Here is an 18,113-nt window from a genome sequence, read left to right on the forward strand (position 1 = left end):
GGATGTCCAAGGAGCGGAATCGGCTGCTGATCGTCAACAAGGTCTCGCCGGGAGCGGAGGGGCTCGAAAGCCTGCCGGCGACGCTGGCGAAGCGTTTCGGCCTCGACGCCTTTGCCGCCCGCCAGCGCCTGCTCGGCCAGGGGATTGCCCTGCTCGCCAACGGCCCCGACGAAACCCTCGAAAAGATCACGCCGCTCTTGACGGAACAGGGCATCGAGCACTGGCTGGTCGATCCGACCCCGCCGCGCTTCGCCCCGGCGCGGGTGCAGGGTTTCCGCCTCGGCGGCGAAAGCCTGACCTTTCTCACCGGCGAAAAGGAAGTATCCCTCGACGGCGAATCGCGGGTGCTTGGCGTTCTCGCCGATCTCAGCGGCGCCGTGGTCGACCGCGACCTCAAGCGCCTGCTGGTGCAGACCGCCTATCGCGGCGCCGATGCCCTGAGCCGCCTCGACGACGACGAAATCTTCAAGACCGCACTGCAGCATCAGCCGATCCTCGACCTCTATCTGCTCGATGCCGACTACCGGGTGCGATCCGGGGTGCGCATCTTCGCAGGACGCTTCGATCCCCAAGGGCTGGAAGAACACAAGAGCTATAGTGTCGCCGGCAATCTCAAGGCGATTCTGCGCCTGATCCGGGAGCGCGCCGACGACTTCCAGTTGCGCTGCGATTTCGGTCTCGCGGCTCTTCCCGGTTGCGCCCTGAAGCGGGTGCCGCCCGGGGAGGCGCCGGGGCGGGAACAGCTCGCCCCCCTGACCCGCTTCGGCTGGCTGATGGCCGACCTGTGGCGTCACCAGATCGCCGCCGAGGAAGCAAGTCGGACCGCGTCAGCCGAGATTCCGGCCACCCTCACCGCCCTGATCGGCGGACCGGCTGCGGCGGTGGTCGCCACGGCCGCCGGGGTCAAGCTGCCGGGGATGGAGGAAGTGGCCGCGGCCCTGGGGGAAGACGCCGCCAAACCGGCTCCGACGGCGCAAGGCGTGCCCCTGCCCCTGCCCGAAGAACTGCCGCCGCTGCGGCGCCATTCCCGACGACTGCTGCTGCGGATTTTTCTGGTGGCGATGGGCGTGGGCATGGCCCTCTTCGGCGTCATCGGCGAGACGGTGACCGCGCTGGTTCGCCAAGGGATGCGCAATGGCCTGCTCCCTGCCCTCTTTGCCGGGGGCGCTTTCTGGGGGGGCTTCTACTACCTGCGGCTGAAGCGCCATCTGGAAAATCTGCCGACCAGCAAGGCTCGCTCAGTGGCGCTGGGGCTGGTCGAGGTTCACGGCCGGGCGCGACGCACATATGCCGTGGTCTCGCCCATGACCCAGCAGCCCTGCGTCTTTTACCGCCTGCGCAAGCTGCGGCGCAATCACGAAAACCAGAGTTGGGAGGAGGTCAGCACCACCGACTGCGGGCCGATCCCCTTTGCGGTCGAGGACGACACCGGCCGCCTCACCGTCGATCCCCGGGGCGCCGTCCTCAAACCCCGCCACCGTCAGGAAGGACTGCCCGGCCAGATGAGCATGTTGCTGATGGCCTCGTCCGTCTCCGATCCGACGGAAAAATGGATCGAGGAGATCATTCCCGAGGGCGCCCCGGTTTACGTCGTCGGTTACGCTTCCGCTCCCCGACCGGCGGCAAGCAGCCTGCGGGAACGAACCCTCGCCGCCCTGCGCGAACTGAAACAGAACCGCCACCTGATGAACCGCTATGATGCCGACGGTGACGGCCGCATCAGCGCCGACGAATGGCAGGCCGCCCGCGAGGAGGTCGAAGAGCGGGTGCTGCGCCAGTCCCTGGCGACAGCGGACGAAGACGGCCCCCGGCCGTCGTCGGTGGTGATCGGCCGCCCGGCACGGCGGGATCTGCCCTTCATCATCGCCGAAACCGAGTCGGAAGCCCATCTCACCCGGGGCTACGGCGTGCTCAGCGCGGTCTTTTTAATTCTTGGCCTGGGGTTGGCGGTGCTCGCGCTGACCCGGCTGGTTGATTTTTAACTCTTTTCACCACTCTGCAAGGAGGCACTCATGACCCTCTGGATCCCCCTCGGCGTCATCCTGCTCGTTCTGGTGTTGCTTATCCTCTACGTCATCGTCGTTTACAACGGCCTGGTGACGCTGAAGAACAACATCGACAAGGCCTGGAGCAACATCGACGTGCTACTCAAGCAACGCTTCGACGAACTGCCCAAGCTGATCAAGGTCTGCGAAGGCTACATGCAACACGAACGGCAGACCCTCGAAGCGGTGGTCAAGGCCCGCTCGATGATCGCCAATGCCCAGGGGGATCAGGAGCAGCTTGCCGCCCAGAACGCCCTGACCGACACCCTGCGTTCCCTCTTCATGGTCGTCGAGCGCTACCCCGAGCTCAAGGCCGACAAGGTCTTCAAGCAGCTCAGCACGCGCATCACCGAGATCGAAGAGATGATCGCCGACCGCCGCGAGCTCTACAACGAGTCGGTGAACCTCTACAACATCCGCATCGAGCAGTTCCCCGACGTGCTTGTCGCCCGCCTCTTCAATTTCGCCAACCGCGAGTTGTGGCGGATCGATCCGGCCCACCGCGCCGATGTGGCGGTCGAGTTCCGCGCCAACTGATTCGGCGAAGGATCGCCGTTCATTTCATCCCCAGGAGGAAGCCCCATGATCCGACACATCATCTTTTTCAAATTCAAGGCCGACGCCGGCGAGTCCGCCATCGCCGATCTCGAAGCGAGCCTCAACGGCCTGCCCGGGCTCATCGCCGAGATCCGCGCCTTCAGCTGCGGCCGCGACGTGCTGCGCTCGGCCCGCTCCTACGACCTCGCCCTGGTTGCCGACTTTGACGACCTCGCCGCCCTCGACCGCTACCAGGTACACCCCGACCACCAGGCGGTCGTGGCCAAGGTCAAGGTGCTGGCCGAAAGCGTGGTCGCCGTCGATTTCGAGTGTTGAGCGAGATCCAAGGCAAAAACGCAAAACGGGACCGCTCCCTGGGGAGTCGGTCCCGTTCTTTCTTGGGGGATGGGGGTGCGCCTTAGAGTTGCAGGGATTTGATTTCGAGGAACTCCTCCAGCCCGAAGGTGCCGAACTCGCGGCCGTGTCCCGACTGCTTGTAGCCGCCGAAGGGGGCGAGGAGGTTGAAACGGCCGCCATTGATGTCGACCTGGCCGGTACGCAGGCGCCGGGCGACCCGTTGCGCCCGCTCCCCGTCCGCCGACCAGACCGCCCCGGCCAGGCCGTAGGGGGAGTCGTTGGCGATGCGGATCGCTTCCGCTTCGTCCCGATAGGTCAGGATGGAAAGGACCGGGCCGAAGATCTCCTCGCGGGCGATGGTCATGGTCGGCGTCACCCGGCCGAAGACCGTCGGTTGCACATAGTAGCCGGTCGCCAATCCTTCCGGTGCCTCGGCGCCGCCACAGAGCAGCTCAGCCCCCTCGGCGAGCCCTTTTTGAATGTACTCCCGCACCCGCTCCCGCTGCACCGCCGAGACCAGCGGCCCGAGCTTGGCCTGGCCGCCCTTCGGGTCGCCGACGGTGAAGCCCCGCGCCCCTTCCGTCGCCAGACGCGCCGCCTCGTCGTAGCGGCTTTCCGGCACCAGCAGTCGGGTGTGAGCCGAGCAGGTCTGGCCCGAATTGAGGAAGCAGGCGTTCAAGGTGCCTTTGATCGCCGTCGCCAGGTCGGCATCGTCGAGCACGACCGCCGCCGACTTGCCTCCCAACTCCAGCGCGAGGCGCTTGACCGTCGCGGCGGCCAGCTCGGAGACCCGCTTGCCGGCGCGGGTCGAGCCGGTGAAGGAGACCATGTCCACCTCGGGATGGGCGGCCAGCACTTCGCCGACCACCGGCCCGGTGCCGCAGATCAGATTGAAGACCCCCGGCGGGAAACCGGCGGCGTCGATCAGCTCGGCAAGGATGAAGGCGTTGCAGGGGGCGACCTCACTCGGCTTGAGGATCACCGTGCAGCCGGCGGCCAGCGCCGGGGCGAGCTTGGCGACGATCTGATGGAGGGGATAGTTCCAGGGGGTGATGCAGGCCACCACTCCCACCGCCTCGCGCAGCACCAGCGAATTCCCGACGGTCTCCTCGAAGGAAAAATCATCGAGCAGCTTGATGGTGCTCTCCAGTACCGCGATGGGCAGGCCGACCTGCACCCGCTGGGTCATCTTCAGCGGCATGCCGACCTCATCGGTGATAACCTCGGCCAACTCCTCGGCGCGCTCGCTCAGCCCGTGCCGGAGTTTTTCCAGCAGCGCCTGGCGTTGCGCGACCGGCGTCGCCGCCCAGCCGTCAAAAGCGCGGCGGGCAGCAGCAATCGCCGCCTCGGCATCTTCGCCGACGCCCGCCGGAATCCGCGCCATGACCTGCTCGCTCGCCGGATTGACAACCTCGATCGTTTCCCGGCCCCGGGACTCGACCCAGCGGCCATCGATATAGAACTTCTGGTAATCGCGCATGGCTCTCTCCTGAACTTTTATTGAAAGGGGATGGAACGAAGAAGTCTACCAGCAAAAATTACCGAGTCCCGAAAATTTTGTCCCCGGCATCGCCCAGACCGGGAAGGATATAGCCCTGTTCGTTCAGACGCTCGTCAACCGCCGCGACGTACAGATCGACATCGGCATGGGCCTGCCGCACCCGCTCGATCCCCTCGGGGGCGGCGACGAGAAAAAGTCCGCGGATGCTGGTGCAACCGGCGAACTTGAGCATATCGATGGTCGCCACCAAGCTTCCCCCTGTCGCCAGCATCGGATCGACGATGAGCGCGCTGCGATGGGCCAGGTTTCCGGCAAGTTTGCGAAAATAGGTGACCGGCTCCAGCGTCTTCTCATCCCGGTAGATGCCCACGACGCTGACCTTGGCGCTGGGAATGAGATCGAGCACCCCGTCCAACATCCCCAGCCCGGCCCGGAGGATGGGAAAGATGGTAACCTTCTTCCCCTTGATCCGTTCCACCGCCACCGGCCCGCCCAGCCGCGAATGGTGTGCCGTTCCGTTTCCAGTTGGTCGCCTCATAGGTCAGCAGACGCGCCACCTCCGAAGCCAGCTCGCGGAATTCCTTGGTGCTGATATTCTGCCGGCGCATCAGCCCCAGCTTGTGCCTGACCAGCGGATGCCCAACCTCGATGACCGCCATGGTGCCTCCTTTCCCCTTGAATCAACCTGCGCTGGCGTCGCTCTTGTCGCGGATTATTCCCGTGAACACCTCCAGGGGGGCGTTGCCGACGTCAATCCTGCTCCCCACGCGCATACAGATGACGCTGAAACCCCACAAAGGTTTCTCTTATGAGCGCGGCTCCGCCCAGTTCCTCGGCGGCATCGTAGGCATTGCCATACTTCAACTCCAGCAGCCCCGGCAATTTTGCGACATCCAGTTCACCGACGCCCTCTTTGACATACTCGCCCAGGACAAACTCCAGAAAGGCTTGCTGCCGGTCCCGGTAGTGGGTCAAAATCCGGCTCTTGTGCGCGGCTACCCGCTCCTTGCGGCTCATTGGCTGCAAGGTAAAGGCGATATAGGCCAGCACGTCGAAAACATCGCTCTCTTCGGCATCGATCATCTTTTTGGTCTCGGCCAGCTGCAAGGAGCCGAAGCCTTTTTCGGCCAAGCCTTCCAGCAGGGCCTTGCGGGTATCGGGCTGTCCCCAGATCGCCCGCAGCTCGTCTTCATCCTTGAACAGGGCCGGAAGCTCACCGTAAAGCTGCTCGACAAACTGAGCGGCGGACATGGGCCTGCCGTCCAGATTCCAGAAGGTGGTCGCCATCATGTGCTGAATCTTGCGCTCCTTGCCGTCCGCCAGCTTGATCATGACCTTGTTGCAGACACAAGGCTTTTTGCCACAGGTGTCGCACACACAGACGCAGGGTTTTTCACCGCACTTCTCGCAAGGGCAGATACAGGGTTTCATGCCGCATTTTGCGCAGACGCAGACACAAGGCCACTTACCGCAGCGGGCACAGACCGGCGCTTCACAGGTACAGGGATCGTTGCCGCAGGTCTTGCAAGGGTCGGGATTCTCCGGCTCGCCATCCCACTCGGGATCGCTGAAATGCTTGTATGCCCCGACGAAGTCATAAATGGTGAAGTAGTCCTTGCCGTCAAAAAGGCGGGTCCCTCGGCCAACGATCTGCTTGAACTCGATCATGGAGTTCACCGGGCGCATCAGCACGATGTGGCGCACGTTGCGCGCATCGACCCCCGTTGAGAGCTTCTGCGAGGTGGTCAGAAGTGTCGGTATGGTCTTCTCATTGTCCTGAAAAGTCCGCAGCCAGCGCTCTCCCTCTTCCCCGTCTCGGGCGGTTACCCGCACACAGTAGTTCGGGTCGGTAATGCTCTTTATTTGATTGACCAGATCACGAACCGCCGCCGCATGGTCCTGCGTGGCACAGAACACCAGCCCCTTCTGCTTCTGGTCGATCATGTTCATGAAGAGCTTGACCCGATATGCCTCGCGCTCCTTAATCACGATGATCTTGTTGAAATCATCCTCCCCGTAAAGCTTGCCCTCCTCCACCTCGCCTTCGACCACCTTGTCATCCGGCGTGTAAATGTAATCGTCCAGAGTGGTGGCGATTTGCTGCACCTTGAACGGGGTCAGGAAGCCGTCGTTGATCCCTTCTTTGAGCGAGTAGATATAGACCGGGTCGTTAAAGTAGCGATAGGTGTCGGCATTCCCCTGGCGTTTCGGGGTTGCCGTCAAGCCAAGCTGCACGGCAGGCGAAAAGTACTCCATGATGCCGCGCCAGTTGCTCTCGTCGTTGGCGCCGCCGCGATGGCACTCATCAATGATGATGAAGTCGAAGAAGTCGGGGGGATAGTCGCCGAAACTCGGAGCGGGGGTCCCTTGGGCATCGCGACCGGTCATGAAGGTCTGGAAGATGGTGAAGAAGATGCTGCCGTTCTTGGGAACCATCCCCTTCTTGCGGATGATCGCCGGATCGATACGCACCAGCGCGTCTTCGGGAAAGGCGGAAAAGGCATTGAAGGCCTGGTTGGCGAGGATATTGCGGTCGGCAAGAAAAAGGATGCGGGGTCGGCGGTTGCCGTCGCCGTTCAAGGTCCAGCGGCTGTGAAACAGTTTCCAGGCAATCTGGAAGGCGATGGCGGTTTTGCCGGTACCCGTCGCCAGCGTCAGCAGAATGCGGTTCTTCCCCGCGACAATCGCCTCAAGCGCATTGTTGATCGCATTATGCTGGTAGTAGCGCGGCTGCCACTGTCCACTCTTATCTTCGAACGGCACCTCGGCAAACTTGTTGCGCCACTCATTCTCCTCGGCGTAGGTCATGGCCCAGAGTTCATCCGGGCTCGGGTAGCAGTCAACATACCCTTCCCTGCCGGTGCTCATGTCGATCTGATAGATGCCGACGCCGTTGGTCGAATAGGTGAAACGGGCCTGCAACATCCCGGCGTAGCGCTTCGCCTGATCCACGCCCTCGGTATCGGGGAGGTCCCGCCGCTTGGCTTCGATCACCGCCAGCTTCTGGCTCCGATAGATCAACACATAATCGGCGATGTCCTGTTTCGAGCGCCTACCCGCCCCCTGCAGCCTGCCTAGAGTGATGACCTCACGGCGCACACGACTGTCCTCGGCCACCCCCCAGCCGGCAGCGTTCAAGGCAGGGTCGATCAGTTCGGCACGGGTTTCGGCTTCGTTCATTCGATGACCACCCAGGGGCCGCCTTTTGCCGGACCGACTCGACGGATGCGACCATTTTCCTGAAGTTTCTGAAGGTTCCGCTCAATAGAACGTTCCGTCACCCCGACAAACCGAGACAATTCGGGGATGGTGATCGAGGGGTTTTTCCTTATGGCCACGACAATTTTCCCCGACGTTTTCCCCGACGTTTCCGCAGGCACCTCAACCAACATTTCACCTGCCTGCTCCAAGGCGGGCAAGGCTAGAATGAAACGAAAGATATCGCTCTCAATCAGTTCGGCACAGGTTTCGGCTTCGTTCATGAGTCATTTCTTTCCAAGTATTCAGAATAAAAAAAACCGCAGACAGCCTAAACCAACTTCCATTTTTTAAGATTGTTCTCAGTTATTTTTTCCCAGCCGGAGGGTAAGGTCATCTCTTCGGCTTCGTAATATTCTTCTATCTCTTCGAGAATCGTCTCCATAGATACCTTAACTCCATTACCGTCTAGCCTCTGAATAACCTGTTTCAGGATGTCTATAGAAGGAATTCTGGCTCTCTTTATTTGTGCTTCAGTCACAGTAGCCGTGACGGGTTCATATTGGTCACGCCCCTCGACAACCTGCTGAGCGAAATTTCTCAATGCCTGTGGATCTTCAAATGCCAGGTGCCCCTCAGGATTAAATTCGGCGAGAAACCCCATCGCCCAAATCTTGGAATGATCCGGCATCTGACTCTGTTCTTTCATCGCCCCTGCTGCAGTCGCACTATCAGAAAGCAAACTAGCCAAGAATGATAAGCCCTTTATGGAGAAGTCGCCGACTCTACCACAAGACCTTGCTGTTTGATCGTATCTGACAGACGGTTTTTTCTTCGCCTCACCCGCTTCGTTGCATTTTTCGATGAATTGTTTGTGGGTCATATTTTCAATCATGATTTTTTCTCCTTGCTACATGATTAATTAGTCGCGGGTTTCGGTCTCGTTCATGCCACAGCCTCATCAATCGCGTTTTCCAGCAGGGTGGTCAGCTCCCCGGCGAAGGCTTTTTGCAGGATGGATTGCTTGAGTTCGGCGAGGGCGGTGAGTTTTTTCTTGTAGAGGGATTCGAGATTATTGGACTCTGTGCATATATCATCAAGCCTTGAGACAATTTTATTTTGATCAGATAGGCTCGGCACAAAAATAGGAAAGCTCCTTAGATACCCCAATCCGACAAATTTTTGTGTGGTTCCTTTCGCCTCTTTTTTCATTTTCGAAACAACAAAGCCTGATTGAAGATAATACTTTAAAAAATGACTATTTTGACCCTGTGGTACTTTGAATAAAGCCACATTTTTAATAGAGAATGACGGCTCTACTTCAACAACAGTTGGGTTTCCTATTGTCCCAATCATTGCCAAAAGAACGTCGCCGACAGATACTGCGCTTCTCTCGTTTATCTTAAGGTAATCAGACTCAGATATGTATTGCACTTTCTCTAAATTTAGCCCATCTCTCTTTAAATTTTTGGAGGTGACAAGTGGGAACCCTTCTGAATGATACTTAGGCGAGTCATGCGTGCCATCCCGAACGTCATAAACCTCCCCCAGCGTCTTCTCCACCCACCCGTCCCCCTTCTGGGTGAACACAGCATTCAGATAGCTTTCAAACAGCTCACGAGCATTGGCGTGATTCTTCTCGGTATTGGCGATGGCCGCATCGATCCCCGCAAAGGCTTCATCGAGGATGTCGACTATGCGCTTTTGTTCTGGGAGGGAGTCTGGATATGAAACTCTGAACTTTTCAGCTAAGACACTTCTGGCCAATTCTGTTTGGCCACTCGCGCCTTCACCGCTTGTTGCAATCTCTTCTTCAATCTTGATCATCATGTAGCCAAAGAAGTCGTTGAAGAACTTCCCTGGCTGAGGTCTTACAATGGTTACGTGTGTATCAACTGTGGTCGGTTCGTTTGGCTCTTGACGAACCTGGGCTACTCGTCCCAAGGTGCCCGTACCAGTAGAATTAACTAAAACGTCACCAACCTTTATGTACCGATCAGGGTTTACCTTCTTGGCCGCAGAGTCATGACGACGCGCAAGACTCGGATTGATGCTGTGATCACGAATACATTTTTGGTTGAGTACAGCAACCCCACCTTCCTCAATGTATTTGGGAGCTACACCCCTATTTATCAGCTCGCATACATCGCCAAGCGAGTCCTCTTTCCAGCTCATCATACCATCTCCCGAATACCAGCCAGAATCTCCGCACTCTCCGCATCCAGCACCGCAATCTCATCCAGAATCTCCTGCGGACCACGCAGCGGTGCTTCCTCCCCCTTGTTCGGGTTCTTTACCGAGAGATCAAAGCTCGCCTGATCGATCTCCTTCACATCGACCGACCACGATTTATCCGAATCGGCAAAGCTCGCCTGCAGCGCTACAAACTCTTTCATGTCATCGTCATTCAGCGCATTGGTCTTGCCCATATTGCGACCCGGATCGAGCTGGTAGTACCAGACCTTACGGGTCGGAGCACCTTTCTCGAAGAAGAGCACCACCGTCTTCACGCCGGCCCCCAGGAAGGTGCCGCCGGGGCAATCGAGCACCGTATGCAGGTTGCAGCTTTCGAGCAGCTCTTTGCGCAGGGCTTTTGAGGCGTTATCGGAATTGGATAGGAAGGTGTTCTTGATCACCACCGCCGCCCGGCCACCCGCCCTGAGCGACTTGATGAAATGTTGCAGGAAGAGGAAGGCGGTCTCGCCGGTCTTGATGGGGAAGTTCTGCTGGACCTCCTTGCGCTCTTTGCCGCCGAAAGGAGGATTGGCCAGGATCACGTCAAAACGGTCCTTTTCCTGAATATCGCTGAGGTTCTCGGCCAACGTGTTGGTGTGGATAATGTTCGGTGCGTCGATGCCATGCAGGATCATGTTCATGATCGCGATGACGTAGGCGAGGCTCTTCTTCTCCTTGCCGTAAAAGGTCTTGGTCTGCAGAGTCTCCAACTGGCTGGTGGTCAGTTTGCCGCCGTCTTTGGGATGGCGCAGGTAATCATACGCTTCGCACAAGAAGCCCGCCGACCCCACGGCACCATCGTAAATGCGTTCACCGATCTTCGGCTTGACGACCTGGATCATGGCCCGGATCAGGGGCCGGGGAGTGTAATACTCGCCGCCATTGCGCCCGGCATTCCCCATATTCTTGATCTTCTCTTCGTAGAGCACGGAAAGCTCATGCTTCTCTGTCTGCGAACGGAACTTGAGCTTGTCCATTAGCTCCAGGGCATCACGCAGGCTGTAACCGCTGCGGAACTTGTTCTTGATCTCACCGAAGATTTCGCCAATCTTGTATTCGATGGTGTCCGGCGACGACGCACGCTGCTTGAAACCCTGCAGGTAAGGAAAGAGCTCTCTATCCACAAAGGCGATAAGGTCATCGCCGGTCATCGCCCTATCGTGATCGAAGGAGCCGTCCTCCTTTTTGGGCGCCGCCCAGCGGGACCACTGATAGTCCTCCCCGATGATGAAGGTGTAGCTTTTCCCCTCCAGTTCGGCGCGCATGGCGCGTTCACGCTCCAGATCATCCAGATACTTGAGAAAAAGCATCCATGAAGACTGCTCGGTGTAGTCGAGTTCGGAGGAACAACCGGCCTCTTTCCAGAGGACGTCATCGATATTTTTAAAGGTTTGACGGAACATGAATTTCCTTGGCTTCGGTAATGGCCGTTTATTGCCGTCACGGAAAGTGAAGACGTCTGTTTAGGGGCAAATATTCCGGCACTTTAGTCAACCATGCTACCACAGCCGGTCGGAAAACCGGAAACGGGAATCTTCCGGGCCGTAACGCGAGTCTCCCGACCGGGTTCCGCGCCGTCGTCGCCTCCCTTTCCCACAAAAAGGGGCCTCCAGGGGCCCCATCGCCCAAACAAAAAAAGGGCCTACGGAATAAACCGTAGACCCTCGATTTGTTTGGCTCCCCAACCCGGACTCGAACCAGGGACAGGGTGGTTAACAGCCACCTGCTCTACCGACTGAGCTATTGGGGAATGTCGTTACAGGGCCGGAATATACGAGATTGCCCCGGGGGTGTCAAGGGCTTTTTCATCTCCGGCGTTTTTTAGCGGGAACCCTTTTTCAGGTCGACCAGAATCAGCTTGGCAACGGCCTTGAGGGTTTCGAAGACGCCCTCGCCGGTCATGGCGCAGGCGGTGAAATCGAGCACTCCCCCGGGGTTGATCAGCCGCCGCAGCTCTTCGATCGGCGTGATGTTGGGCAGGTCGATTTTGTTGTACTGAACGACGAAGGGCAGGTTTTCTAGTTTGTAGCCCTGCTCCTCCAGGTTGTCCTTGAGATTCTCCAGGCTTTCGATATTGGCATCGAGCCGTTCGTCCTGGGCATCGGCGACGAAAACCACGCCGTCGACCCCTTTGAGAATGAGCTTGCGCGAGGCGTCGTAGAAGACCTGTCCCGGCACCGTGTAGAGATGGAAGCGGGTTTTGAAGCCGCGAATCTCGCCAAGGGCCAAGGGCAGAAAGTCAAAGAAGAGGGTGCGCTCGGTCTCCGTGGCCAGGGAGATCATCTTGCCCTTGGCCTCGGGAGCGGTCTTCTGATAGATGTATTGCAGATTGGTGGTCTTGCCGCAGAGCCCGGGCCCGTAATAAACGATTTTGCAGTTGATCTCCCGGGAAGCGTAGTTGATGAATGACATGGCGGCTTATCCCGTTACCTGAAAAGATTGTCGATGTCGTCGTCGGTAATTTCCGCGAAGGGGCTCATCTTGTTGGTCTTCTCGGTTTCGGCGGTCTTTTTCGCGAGTTCGTCAAAGATCCGACCCAATTCTTCGCTGGCTTTTTTGACACGCAGGCGCACCAAGCCGAGGGAGCTGCGCTGGTCGAAGATGACGACCAGGATCACTCGTCCGGCAACAATGGAGATGTGAAGATTGTCCTTTTCCCCCTCGTGAAAGAGGATGGAGAACTCTTTTTCGCCGATCAGCTTGGCCAAACCACCGGTCGCGGCGATATTGCCGGCGGTGAGCGACGCCAGGCTGGTGGTGTCCATATGTTCGGTTTCACCAACGGCAGAGATCAGCTGGCCGTTTTTGTCGACCAGAAAAATCACCTTGGAGTTGGACTCGCGCAGGAGACGTTCTATAACAACATTGATTTTCTTGAACTCTTCGTCATACATGACAAAGGATGGTTGAGAACCGAACATATCCGCATACTCCTTGCTGAGAGTTTCCCACCGGCTTTTTATAGCATCTATTGTGCCAAACAATCAAGGCGATCACCTTCCCGCCGCTCTTCCCCCTCCCCTGCCACCATTTCTTTATCCTGGCTTTCCCTGTAGTCCGCCAACTCGGCGAGAAACAGCTCACCGTAGCGGTCGGCTTTATGGGCGCCGATGCCGCCAATGCGGAGTAATCCGGCGTGATCGCCCGGCTGGACTCTGGCCAGTTCGACCAGGGTGGCATCGGTGAAGACGACGAAAGGCGGCACCCCAGCGGTTTCGGCGATGGTCTTGCGCAGGGCGCGCAGACGCTGAAAGAGGACTTGGTCGCAGGCAAGATCCTTCTTGCCCTTTGTTTCCCCAGCCTCCTTTTTCACCGCCGGGATCCGCGGCTTCGCCAGATGCAACACCTCTTCCCCCCGCAGCAGGGGGCGGGCCCGTTCCGTCAACTTGAGCACGGAATAGTCCGCGACATCCTGGCGCAGATAACCAAGATGTACCAGCTGGCGCAATAGCGAGCTCCATTCGGCCTGGCTCAGGTCGGCGCCGATGCCGTAGGTGGAAAGCTGGTCATGACGCAGATCGAGCAGCCGCTGCCCCCGGCCGCCGCGCAACACCTCGATAACATGGCCGGCACCGAAGCGTTGCCCGACCCGATAGACGCAGGAGAGCGCCTTGCGCGCATCCTCGGTAGCATCATAGGTTTGTGGTGGATTCCGGCAGATGTCGCAGTTGCCGCAATCTTCCTGCCGTTCCTCGCCGAAGTAGCCGAGCAGCACCCGCCGGCGGCAAATCTGGCTTTCGGCGAAGGCGGCCATGGCGTTGAGCTTGTGCAGTTCGATCCGCACCTGTTCGGGATTGCTCCCTTTTTCAATGAGCCCGCGAGACAGGGCGATGTCACCGCTGCCGAACAGGAGCAGGGCCTCGGCGGGCAAACCGTCCCTCCCGGCGCGGCCGGTTTCCTGATAATAGCTTTCCAGGTTCTTGGGCAAGTCATAATGAACAACGAAGCGGACATTGGATTTGTCGATTCCCATGCCGAAGGCGACGGTCGCCACCACCACCTGGATTTCGTCCCGGGAAAAGGCATCCTGAACCCGGCGCCGTTCTTCGTCGGGCAGTCCCGCATGGTAGGCCGCCGCCAGGAGCCCCTCCCGTTGCAGGCTTTCGGCGATGCGCTCGACCCGCTTCCGCGACAGGGCGTAGACAATCCCCGCTTCCCCCTCGTGCTCGCGCAGGAATTCCAGCAGCAATCCCTGGGGACGGTGCTTTTCCACGACCTGATAGCGGATATTCGGCCGGTCGAAGCCGGCGACATGACAGGCTTCGGGGCTCAGGCGCAAACGGGTGAGGATATCTTTGCGGGTCTGGGGATCGGCGGTCGCGGTCAGGGCAATCAGCGGGATGGCGGGAAACTCATCCCGCAAAGCACCGAGGGCCAGATATTCCGGACGAAAATCGTGTCCCCACTGGGAGACGCAATGGGCTTCATCGATGGCGAAGAGAGCGATCTCGATCTGCCGCAAGCGCTCCAGAAACTCATCGCTCATGAGCCGTTCCGGGGCGACATAAAGCAGATCGAGCTCGCCTCGTTGCAGTGCCTGTAAAACTACGCGACTGGTCTTGCCGTCAAGGGAGGAATTGTAGTAGGCGGCCCGCACCCCGTTGAAGCGCAGCGCATCGACCTGATCCTTCATCAGGGCGATCAGGGGAGAGACAACGATGGCCACACCGGGGCGATGCAATGCCGGGATCTGATAACAGAGGGATTTCCCTCCGCCGGTGGGCATGAGGACAAAGGCGTCGCGCCCTTCGATCAGATCTTGGATGATCTGCTCCTGATGGGGCCGAAAAGATTCGAAGCCGAAGACCCGGCCCAGAGTTTCCCGGGGGTTCTCCATCATCCCTCGGCGACCGGGATGATCCGCGCCAGCTTCATATCGACCATGCGAATGTGCTGAATCAGCCAGGCGAACAGGGCCTCGTTGGTTTCAACCAGCAAGTCGAAAGAGGCTCCGGACTCGTTGAATTGGCTCTGCCATTGCCACAAGCGCTTGATAAATCCCTGGTGTTGGTGCTGATGGTGGGCCATCTCCGGATAGATCGCCGTCGCCATCAGGGCCTCTTCGGCGGAAAAATGATAATGCACATATTCATCGAGAAAATCATACAACCGCCCGATTTCCTCCCGCCCCTTTCTGGCTCGGCAAGCACTGATCAGGGCATTGAAGCGCTCGAACAGTTCCCGATGATGGGAATCGATCAGCGGATGTCCGACCGCATACTCCTCCGTCCATTCCATGGAATACTCCTTTTACTTGTTTGCTGAAAACCCATATTCGTTCCAGCGTTCGTCAACCATTTCCATAATCTTCGCATCGGCAACCACTGGCTTACGCTTCTGGCGCACGGTCGCATCAATGACGACCCGCGAACCATGGATCTCAAGATCCCTATCCGCCCTGACGCAATTGAGAACATGCCAGTAGGAGGACGTCGGGTTTTGCACATCGACTTCGGAATTAAAAACAACCACGAGGCGTGAATTTTTGAAAAGCCAGTGTTTTTGTAGCTTCTGCAGAAGCAAACAGCCTTGCCCATCGGCTTCAGGCTTTACGGAGAGCAGGGCCGCGCCGTGATAGATTCCTTCAACCGGGAAATTAATGTCCTGCACTTCCGGACAATCGAGCTGCAACAGAGGGAGGAAAAGACGCTCGCTGGCTTTTGCGAGATAGGCTGTTTCCATGGGCGGGGGACCAACTACGGTACAGGGGTAGAGCGGTCGCCGGCGTGTGGTCAGGGTAGTCAAATGAAAAACCGGCGCCGAGGCGGCGGGAACATAGTAGCCGGTGTGGTTTGCGAATGGCCCTTCTATGGCTGTTTCCGAGGGATGAAGGTAACCTTCCAATACGATCTCCGCCGCTGCCGGTATCTGAAGATCGCAGCTCATACAGCGAACCATGGAAATGGGTTGCCGGCGTAAATAGCCGGCAAAGGCGACTTCATCGAGCCCCCCGGGAAGAGGAACGCCGGCAGTGTAAAGCAACGCCAGGTCACCACCCAAAGCTATGGCCATCGGCATGGCTTTTCCACGCGCCTGCCAGGAACGATAATGGCGGGCACCGTCACTCTCTTCCGCCCAATGGATCGTCGCCCGACGTTCATCGAGAAGTTGCACCCGGTACATGCCGCAATTGCCTCGTCCCGTCCCTGCTTCGCGAGTGAAAACCAGTGGCAGAGTCAGGTAACGGCCTCCGTCGCCCGGCCAGGATCGCAGTGCCGGAATCTGAGCAAAAGACGCATTGTCGCGCTGGACGGTCTCCTGGCAACTGCCCTGCTTGATCAGCCGCGGCAACCCCGTCGGCGTGTCGATCAGGTGAGCGAGTCGGGCCTCTGCGCTCCCCTCTTCAATCTTGTCCAAATCCCGGGCAATTCTCTGCGCCAACAGATCGAGGTTATCAGTCCACAATGCCCAGCCCATGCGTTTGACGGAGCCAAAGAGATTGGTGAGTACGGGAATCTCGGACCCTTTCACCTTTTCGAAAAAGAGAGCCGGCCCCCCCCCGGGAAGTTTGCAGCAACGCTCCGTTATGGCGGCGATTTCCAGATCGGCGTCGACGGGAGTGTCGATCCGACGCAATTCGCCACACTCCTCCAACAAATCAACAAATCCCCGAATATCCTGCATCGACATAGTAAACACTCCTGATTGTCCCCGATTCGGGCAAAAAACACTTCATCTTAACCTGTTTCACCGATCAAAGAGAAAAAAAAAGCCCCCGGCGCACCGGGGGCTTTAAACCGCTTCGTATCAGGAACGATCAGAATATAGCAGATTTGGCCATTTCCATAATGCCCCCGGGCAGAATGCCGAGGTAAAGAACACCTATAATCGCCAGAACAATGGAGACAACGGCGCCAACATTCATGGTTACCCAACCGAAATCCTCACCAGACTCCTTGAAGTACATGTAGACCATGACCCGCAGGTAGTAATAAAGGGAAACCGCCGAGTTGAGCATGGCAATTACCGCCAGCCAGATATAACCGGCTTTGATGGCACCGGAGAAGATATAGAATTTACCGACGAAACCAGCCATCGGCGGAACGCCCATGAGGGAGAAGAGGAAAATGGTCATCGCGACAGCCAGCAGGGGCTTCTTGTAACCAAAACCTGCAAAACCTTCGAGAGTGAGATTGTCCTCGCCTTTCTTGCCGGCCAGAACCAGCACGGCGAAAGCACCGAGATTCATGAAGGTATAGGCGAGCATGTAGAAGAGGATACCCGACATGCCGATTTCATTGGCAGCAACGATACCGACCAAGGCATAGCCGGCATGAGCGATAGACGAGTAAGCCAGCATTCTCTTGAGATTGGTCTGGTAGATCGCGATCACGTTACCAATGGTCATGGTCAGGACTGCGAGAATCCAGAGCAGCGAGGTCCATTCATCCTGAAGACCACCGAGCCCCAGAGTCAGGATACGCATTAAAGCGGCAAAAGCGGCAGCTTTCGGTCCGGCACTCATAAAGGCCGTGATCGGAGTCGGAGCGCCCTGGTAGACATCGGGAGTCCACATGTGGAAAGGCGCAACGGCAATCTTGAACAGGAAGCCCGTGCTGAGGAGCAGCATCCCGGCAACGGTCAAGGGGTTGGAGAGCTCAGCAGGATTGGCGCTGAGATAGATACCGATATCCGCAACGTTAGTCGTTCCGGTAACACCGTAGATCAGAGCAATACCGTAAAGCAGGAAACCGGTGGAAAAAGCCCCAAGCAGGAAATACTTAAGGCCGGCCTCGCTGGAGTCCACGCGATTGCGGAGAAAACCGGCAAGGATATACAGGGAAACCGAAAGAACCTCGAGACCAAGGAAAATGGTCATCATGTCGGTGCCCGACGCCATCCACATCGCCCCGGCAGTGGTAAAGAGAATCAACGGATAGTATTCGCCGACATTGAACTCTTCACGCTTGAGAAAGCCATCGGACATCAGGATGGAGAGTCCCGCAGCGATCAGGAAAGTAAAGTTGAAGAAGGTGGCGAAATTATCCAAGGCCACATGCCCGGCAAAGCCGAACCTGGGATCATTCCAGGCCCCAAGGCAAAAGAAACCGGTAATGACCAAGGCACCCAAGCTCAACCAGCAAATGAGCGAGGATTTCCCACGCGGCAAAAAGACATTGACCAGCAGAAGCGCCATAGCACAACAGCTCAGCACCAGCGATGGCATAATGGCCGCAAAGTTGACATTCTGCATGGCGGTTTGCACCAGATTTTCCATGGACATGCTCCTCCGGAAGCGG

The 18,113-nt window shown here is 58.1% G+C and carries 15 protein-coding genes, 1 tRNA gene and 1 pseudogene; 3 read left to right on the forward strand and 14 right to left on the reverse strand.

What is annotated here, in order from left to right:
• Nucleotides 1-2 precede the first annotated feature (2 nt).
• The 3 genes from BQ4888_RS13300 to BQ4888_RS13310 are packed head-to-tail and all read left to right on the forward strand — an operon-like array spanning nt 3 to nt 2,918.
• The gene (locus BQ4888_RS13300) at nt 3-1,982 is read left to right on the forward strand and encodes a GIDE domain-containing protein (RefSeq protein WP_092057744.1); all 1,980 of its coding nucleotides are present in this window, start codon (nt 3-5) and stop codon (nt 1,980-1,982) included.
• 30 nt (nt 1,983-2,012) lie between these two features.
• Nucleotides 2,013-2,582, forward strand: coding sequence for a LemA family protein (locus BQ4888_RS13305; RefSeq protein WP_092057745.1), 570 nt, complete (start codon nt 2,013-2,015; stop codon nt 2,580-2,582).
• 45 nt (nt 2,583-2,627) lie between these two features.
• Entirely contained in the window at nt 2,628-2,918 is a 291-nt protein-coding gene (locus BQ4888_RS13310) for a Dabb family protein (protein WP_092057746.1), read from the forward strand.
• Nucleotides 2,919-3,000: 82 nt separating this feature from the next.
• Here the strand turns inward: BQ4888_RS13310 and BQ4888_RS13315 are convergent, their stop codons facing one another.
• The 14 genes and pseudogenes from BQ4888_RS13315 to BQ4888_RS13380 form a co-directional block, all read right to left on the reverse strand.
• Nucleotides 3,001-4,419, reverse strand: coding sequence for an aldehyde dehydrogenase family protein (locus tag BQ4888_RS13315; RefSeq protein WP_092057747.1), 1,419 nt, complete (start codon nt 4,417-4,419; stop codon nt 3,001-3,003).
• Between the two features lie 58 nt (nt 4,420-4,477).
• Nucleotides 4,478-5,099 (reverse strand): annotated as a pseudogene (gene upp, locus BQ4888_RS13320) (uracil phosphoribosyltransferase).
• A 91-nt stretch (nt 5,100-5,190) separates the two neighbouring features.
• Nucleotides 5,191-7,620, reverse strand: coding sequence for an EcoAI/FtnUII family type I restriction enzme subunit R (hsdR, locus tag BQ4888_RS13325; protein ID WP_092057748.1), 2,430 nt, complete (start codon nt 7,618-7,620; stop codon nt 5,191-5,193).
• Nucleotides 7,617-7,922, reverse strand: coding sequence for a winged helix-turn-helix domain-containing protein (locus BQ4888_RS13330; protein WP_092057749.1), 306 nt, complete (start codon nt 7,920-7,922; stop codon nt 7,617-7,619). The genes hsdR and BQ4888_RS13330 overlap by 4 nt, the downstream gene beginning before the upstream one ends.
• 47 nt (nt 7,923-7,969) lie before the next feature.
• The gene (locus BQ4888_RS13335) at nt 7,970-8,533 is read right to left on the reverse strand and encodes a hypothetical protein (RefSeq protein ID WP_092057750.1); all 564 of its coding nucleotides are present in this window, start codon (nt 8,531-8,533) and stop codon (nt 7,970-7,972) included.
• 50 nt (nt 8,534-8,583) lie between these two features.
• Nucleotides 8,584-9,816: a restriction endonuclease subunit S gene (locus tag BQ4888_RS13340; RefSeq protein ID WP_092057751.1), complete on the reverse strand. Its 1,233-nt coding sequence runs from the start codon at nt 9,814-9,816 to the stop codon at nt 8,584-8,586.
• Nucleotides 9,813-11,276, reverse strand: coding sequence for a class I SAM-dependent DNA methyltransferase (locus tag BQ4888_RS13345; RefSeq protein ID WP_092057752.1), 1,464 nt, complete (start codon nt 11,274-11,276; stop codon nt 9,813-9,815). The genes BQ4888_RS13340 and BQ4888_RS13345 overlap by 4 nt, the downstream gene beginning before the upstream one ends.
• A 271-nt stretch (nt 11,277-11,547) precedes the next feature.
• A tRNA-Asn gene (locus tag BQ4888_RS13350) sits at nt 11,548-11,623 on the reverse strand.
• Nucleotides 11,624-11,694: 71 nt separating this feature from the next.
• Entirely contained in the window at nt 11,695-12,285 is a 591-nt protein-coding gene (locus tag BQ4888_RS13355) for a GTP-binding protein (RefSeq protein ID WP_092057753.1), read from the reverse strand.
• A gap of 14 nt (nt 12,286-12,299) precedes the next feature.
• Complete coding sequence (locus BQ4888_RS13360; RefSeq protein WP_092057754.1) at nt 12,300-12,794, reverse strand: roadblock/LC7 domain-containing protein; 495 nt, start codon at nt 12,792-12,794, stop codon at nt 12,300-12,302.
• A gap of 47 nt (nt 12,795-12,841) precedes the next feature.
• Nucleotides 12,842-14,713 carry a DNA helicase RecQ gene (gene recQ, locus BQ4888_RS13365; protein WP_092057755.1) on the reverse strand — a complete coding sequence of 624 codons (1,872 nt, stop codon included), beginning with the start codon at nt 14,711-14,713 and terminating at the stop codon, nt 12,842-12,844.
• Entirely contained in the window at nt 14,710-15,111 is a 402-nt protein-coding gene (locus BQ4888_RS13370; protein WP_092057756.1) for a bacteriohemerythrin, read from the reverse strand. The genes recQ and BQ4888_RS13370 overlap by 4 nt, the downstream gene beginning before the upstream one ends.
• Before the next feature lie 12 nt (nt 15,112-15,123).
• Nucleotides 15,124-16,503: a UbiD family decarboxylase gene (locus BQ4888_RS13375; protein WP_092057757.1), complete on the reverse strand. Its 1,380-nt coding sequence runs from the start codon at nt 16,501-16,503 to the stop codon at nt 15,124-15,126.
• A 127-nt stretch (nt 16,504-16,630) separates the two neighbouring features.
• A complete protein-coding gene (locus BQ4888_RS13380; protein WP_092057758.1) occupies nt 16,631-18,091 on the reverse strand; it encodes an NADH-quinone oxidoreductase subunit N in 1,461 nt (486 codons plus the stop codon).
• Nucleotides 18,092-18,113: the final 22 nt, after the last annotated feature.

The organism is Desulfuromonas acetexigens (genome assembly GCF_900111775.1).
GTDB lineage: Bacteria > Desulfobacterota > Desulfuromonadia > Desulfuromonadales > Trichloromonadaceae > Trichloromonas > Trichloromonas acetexigens.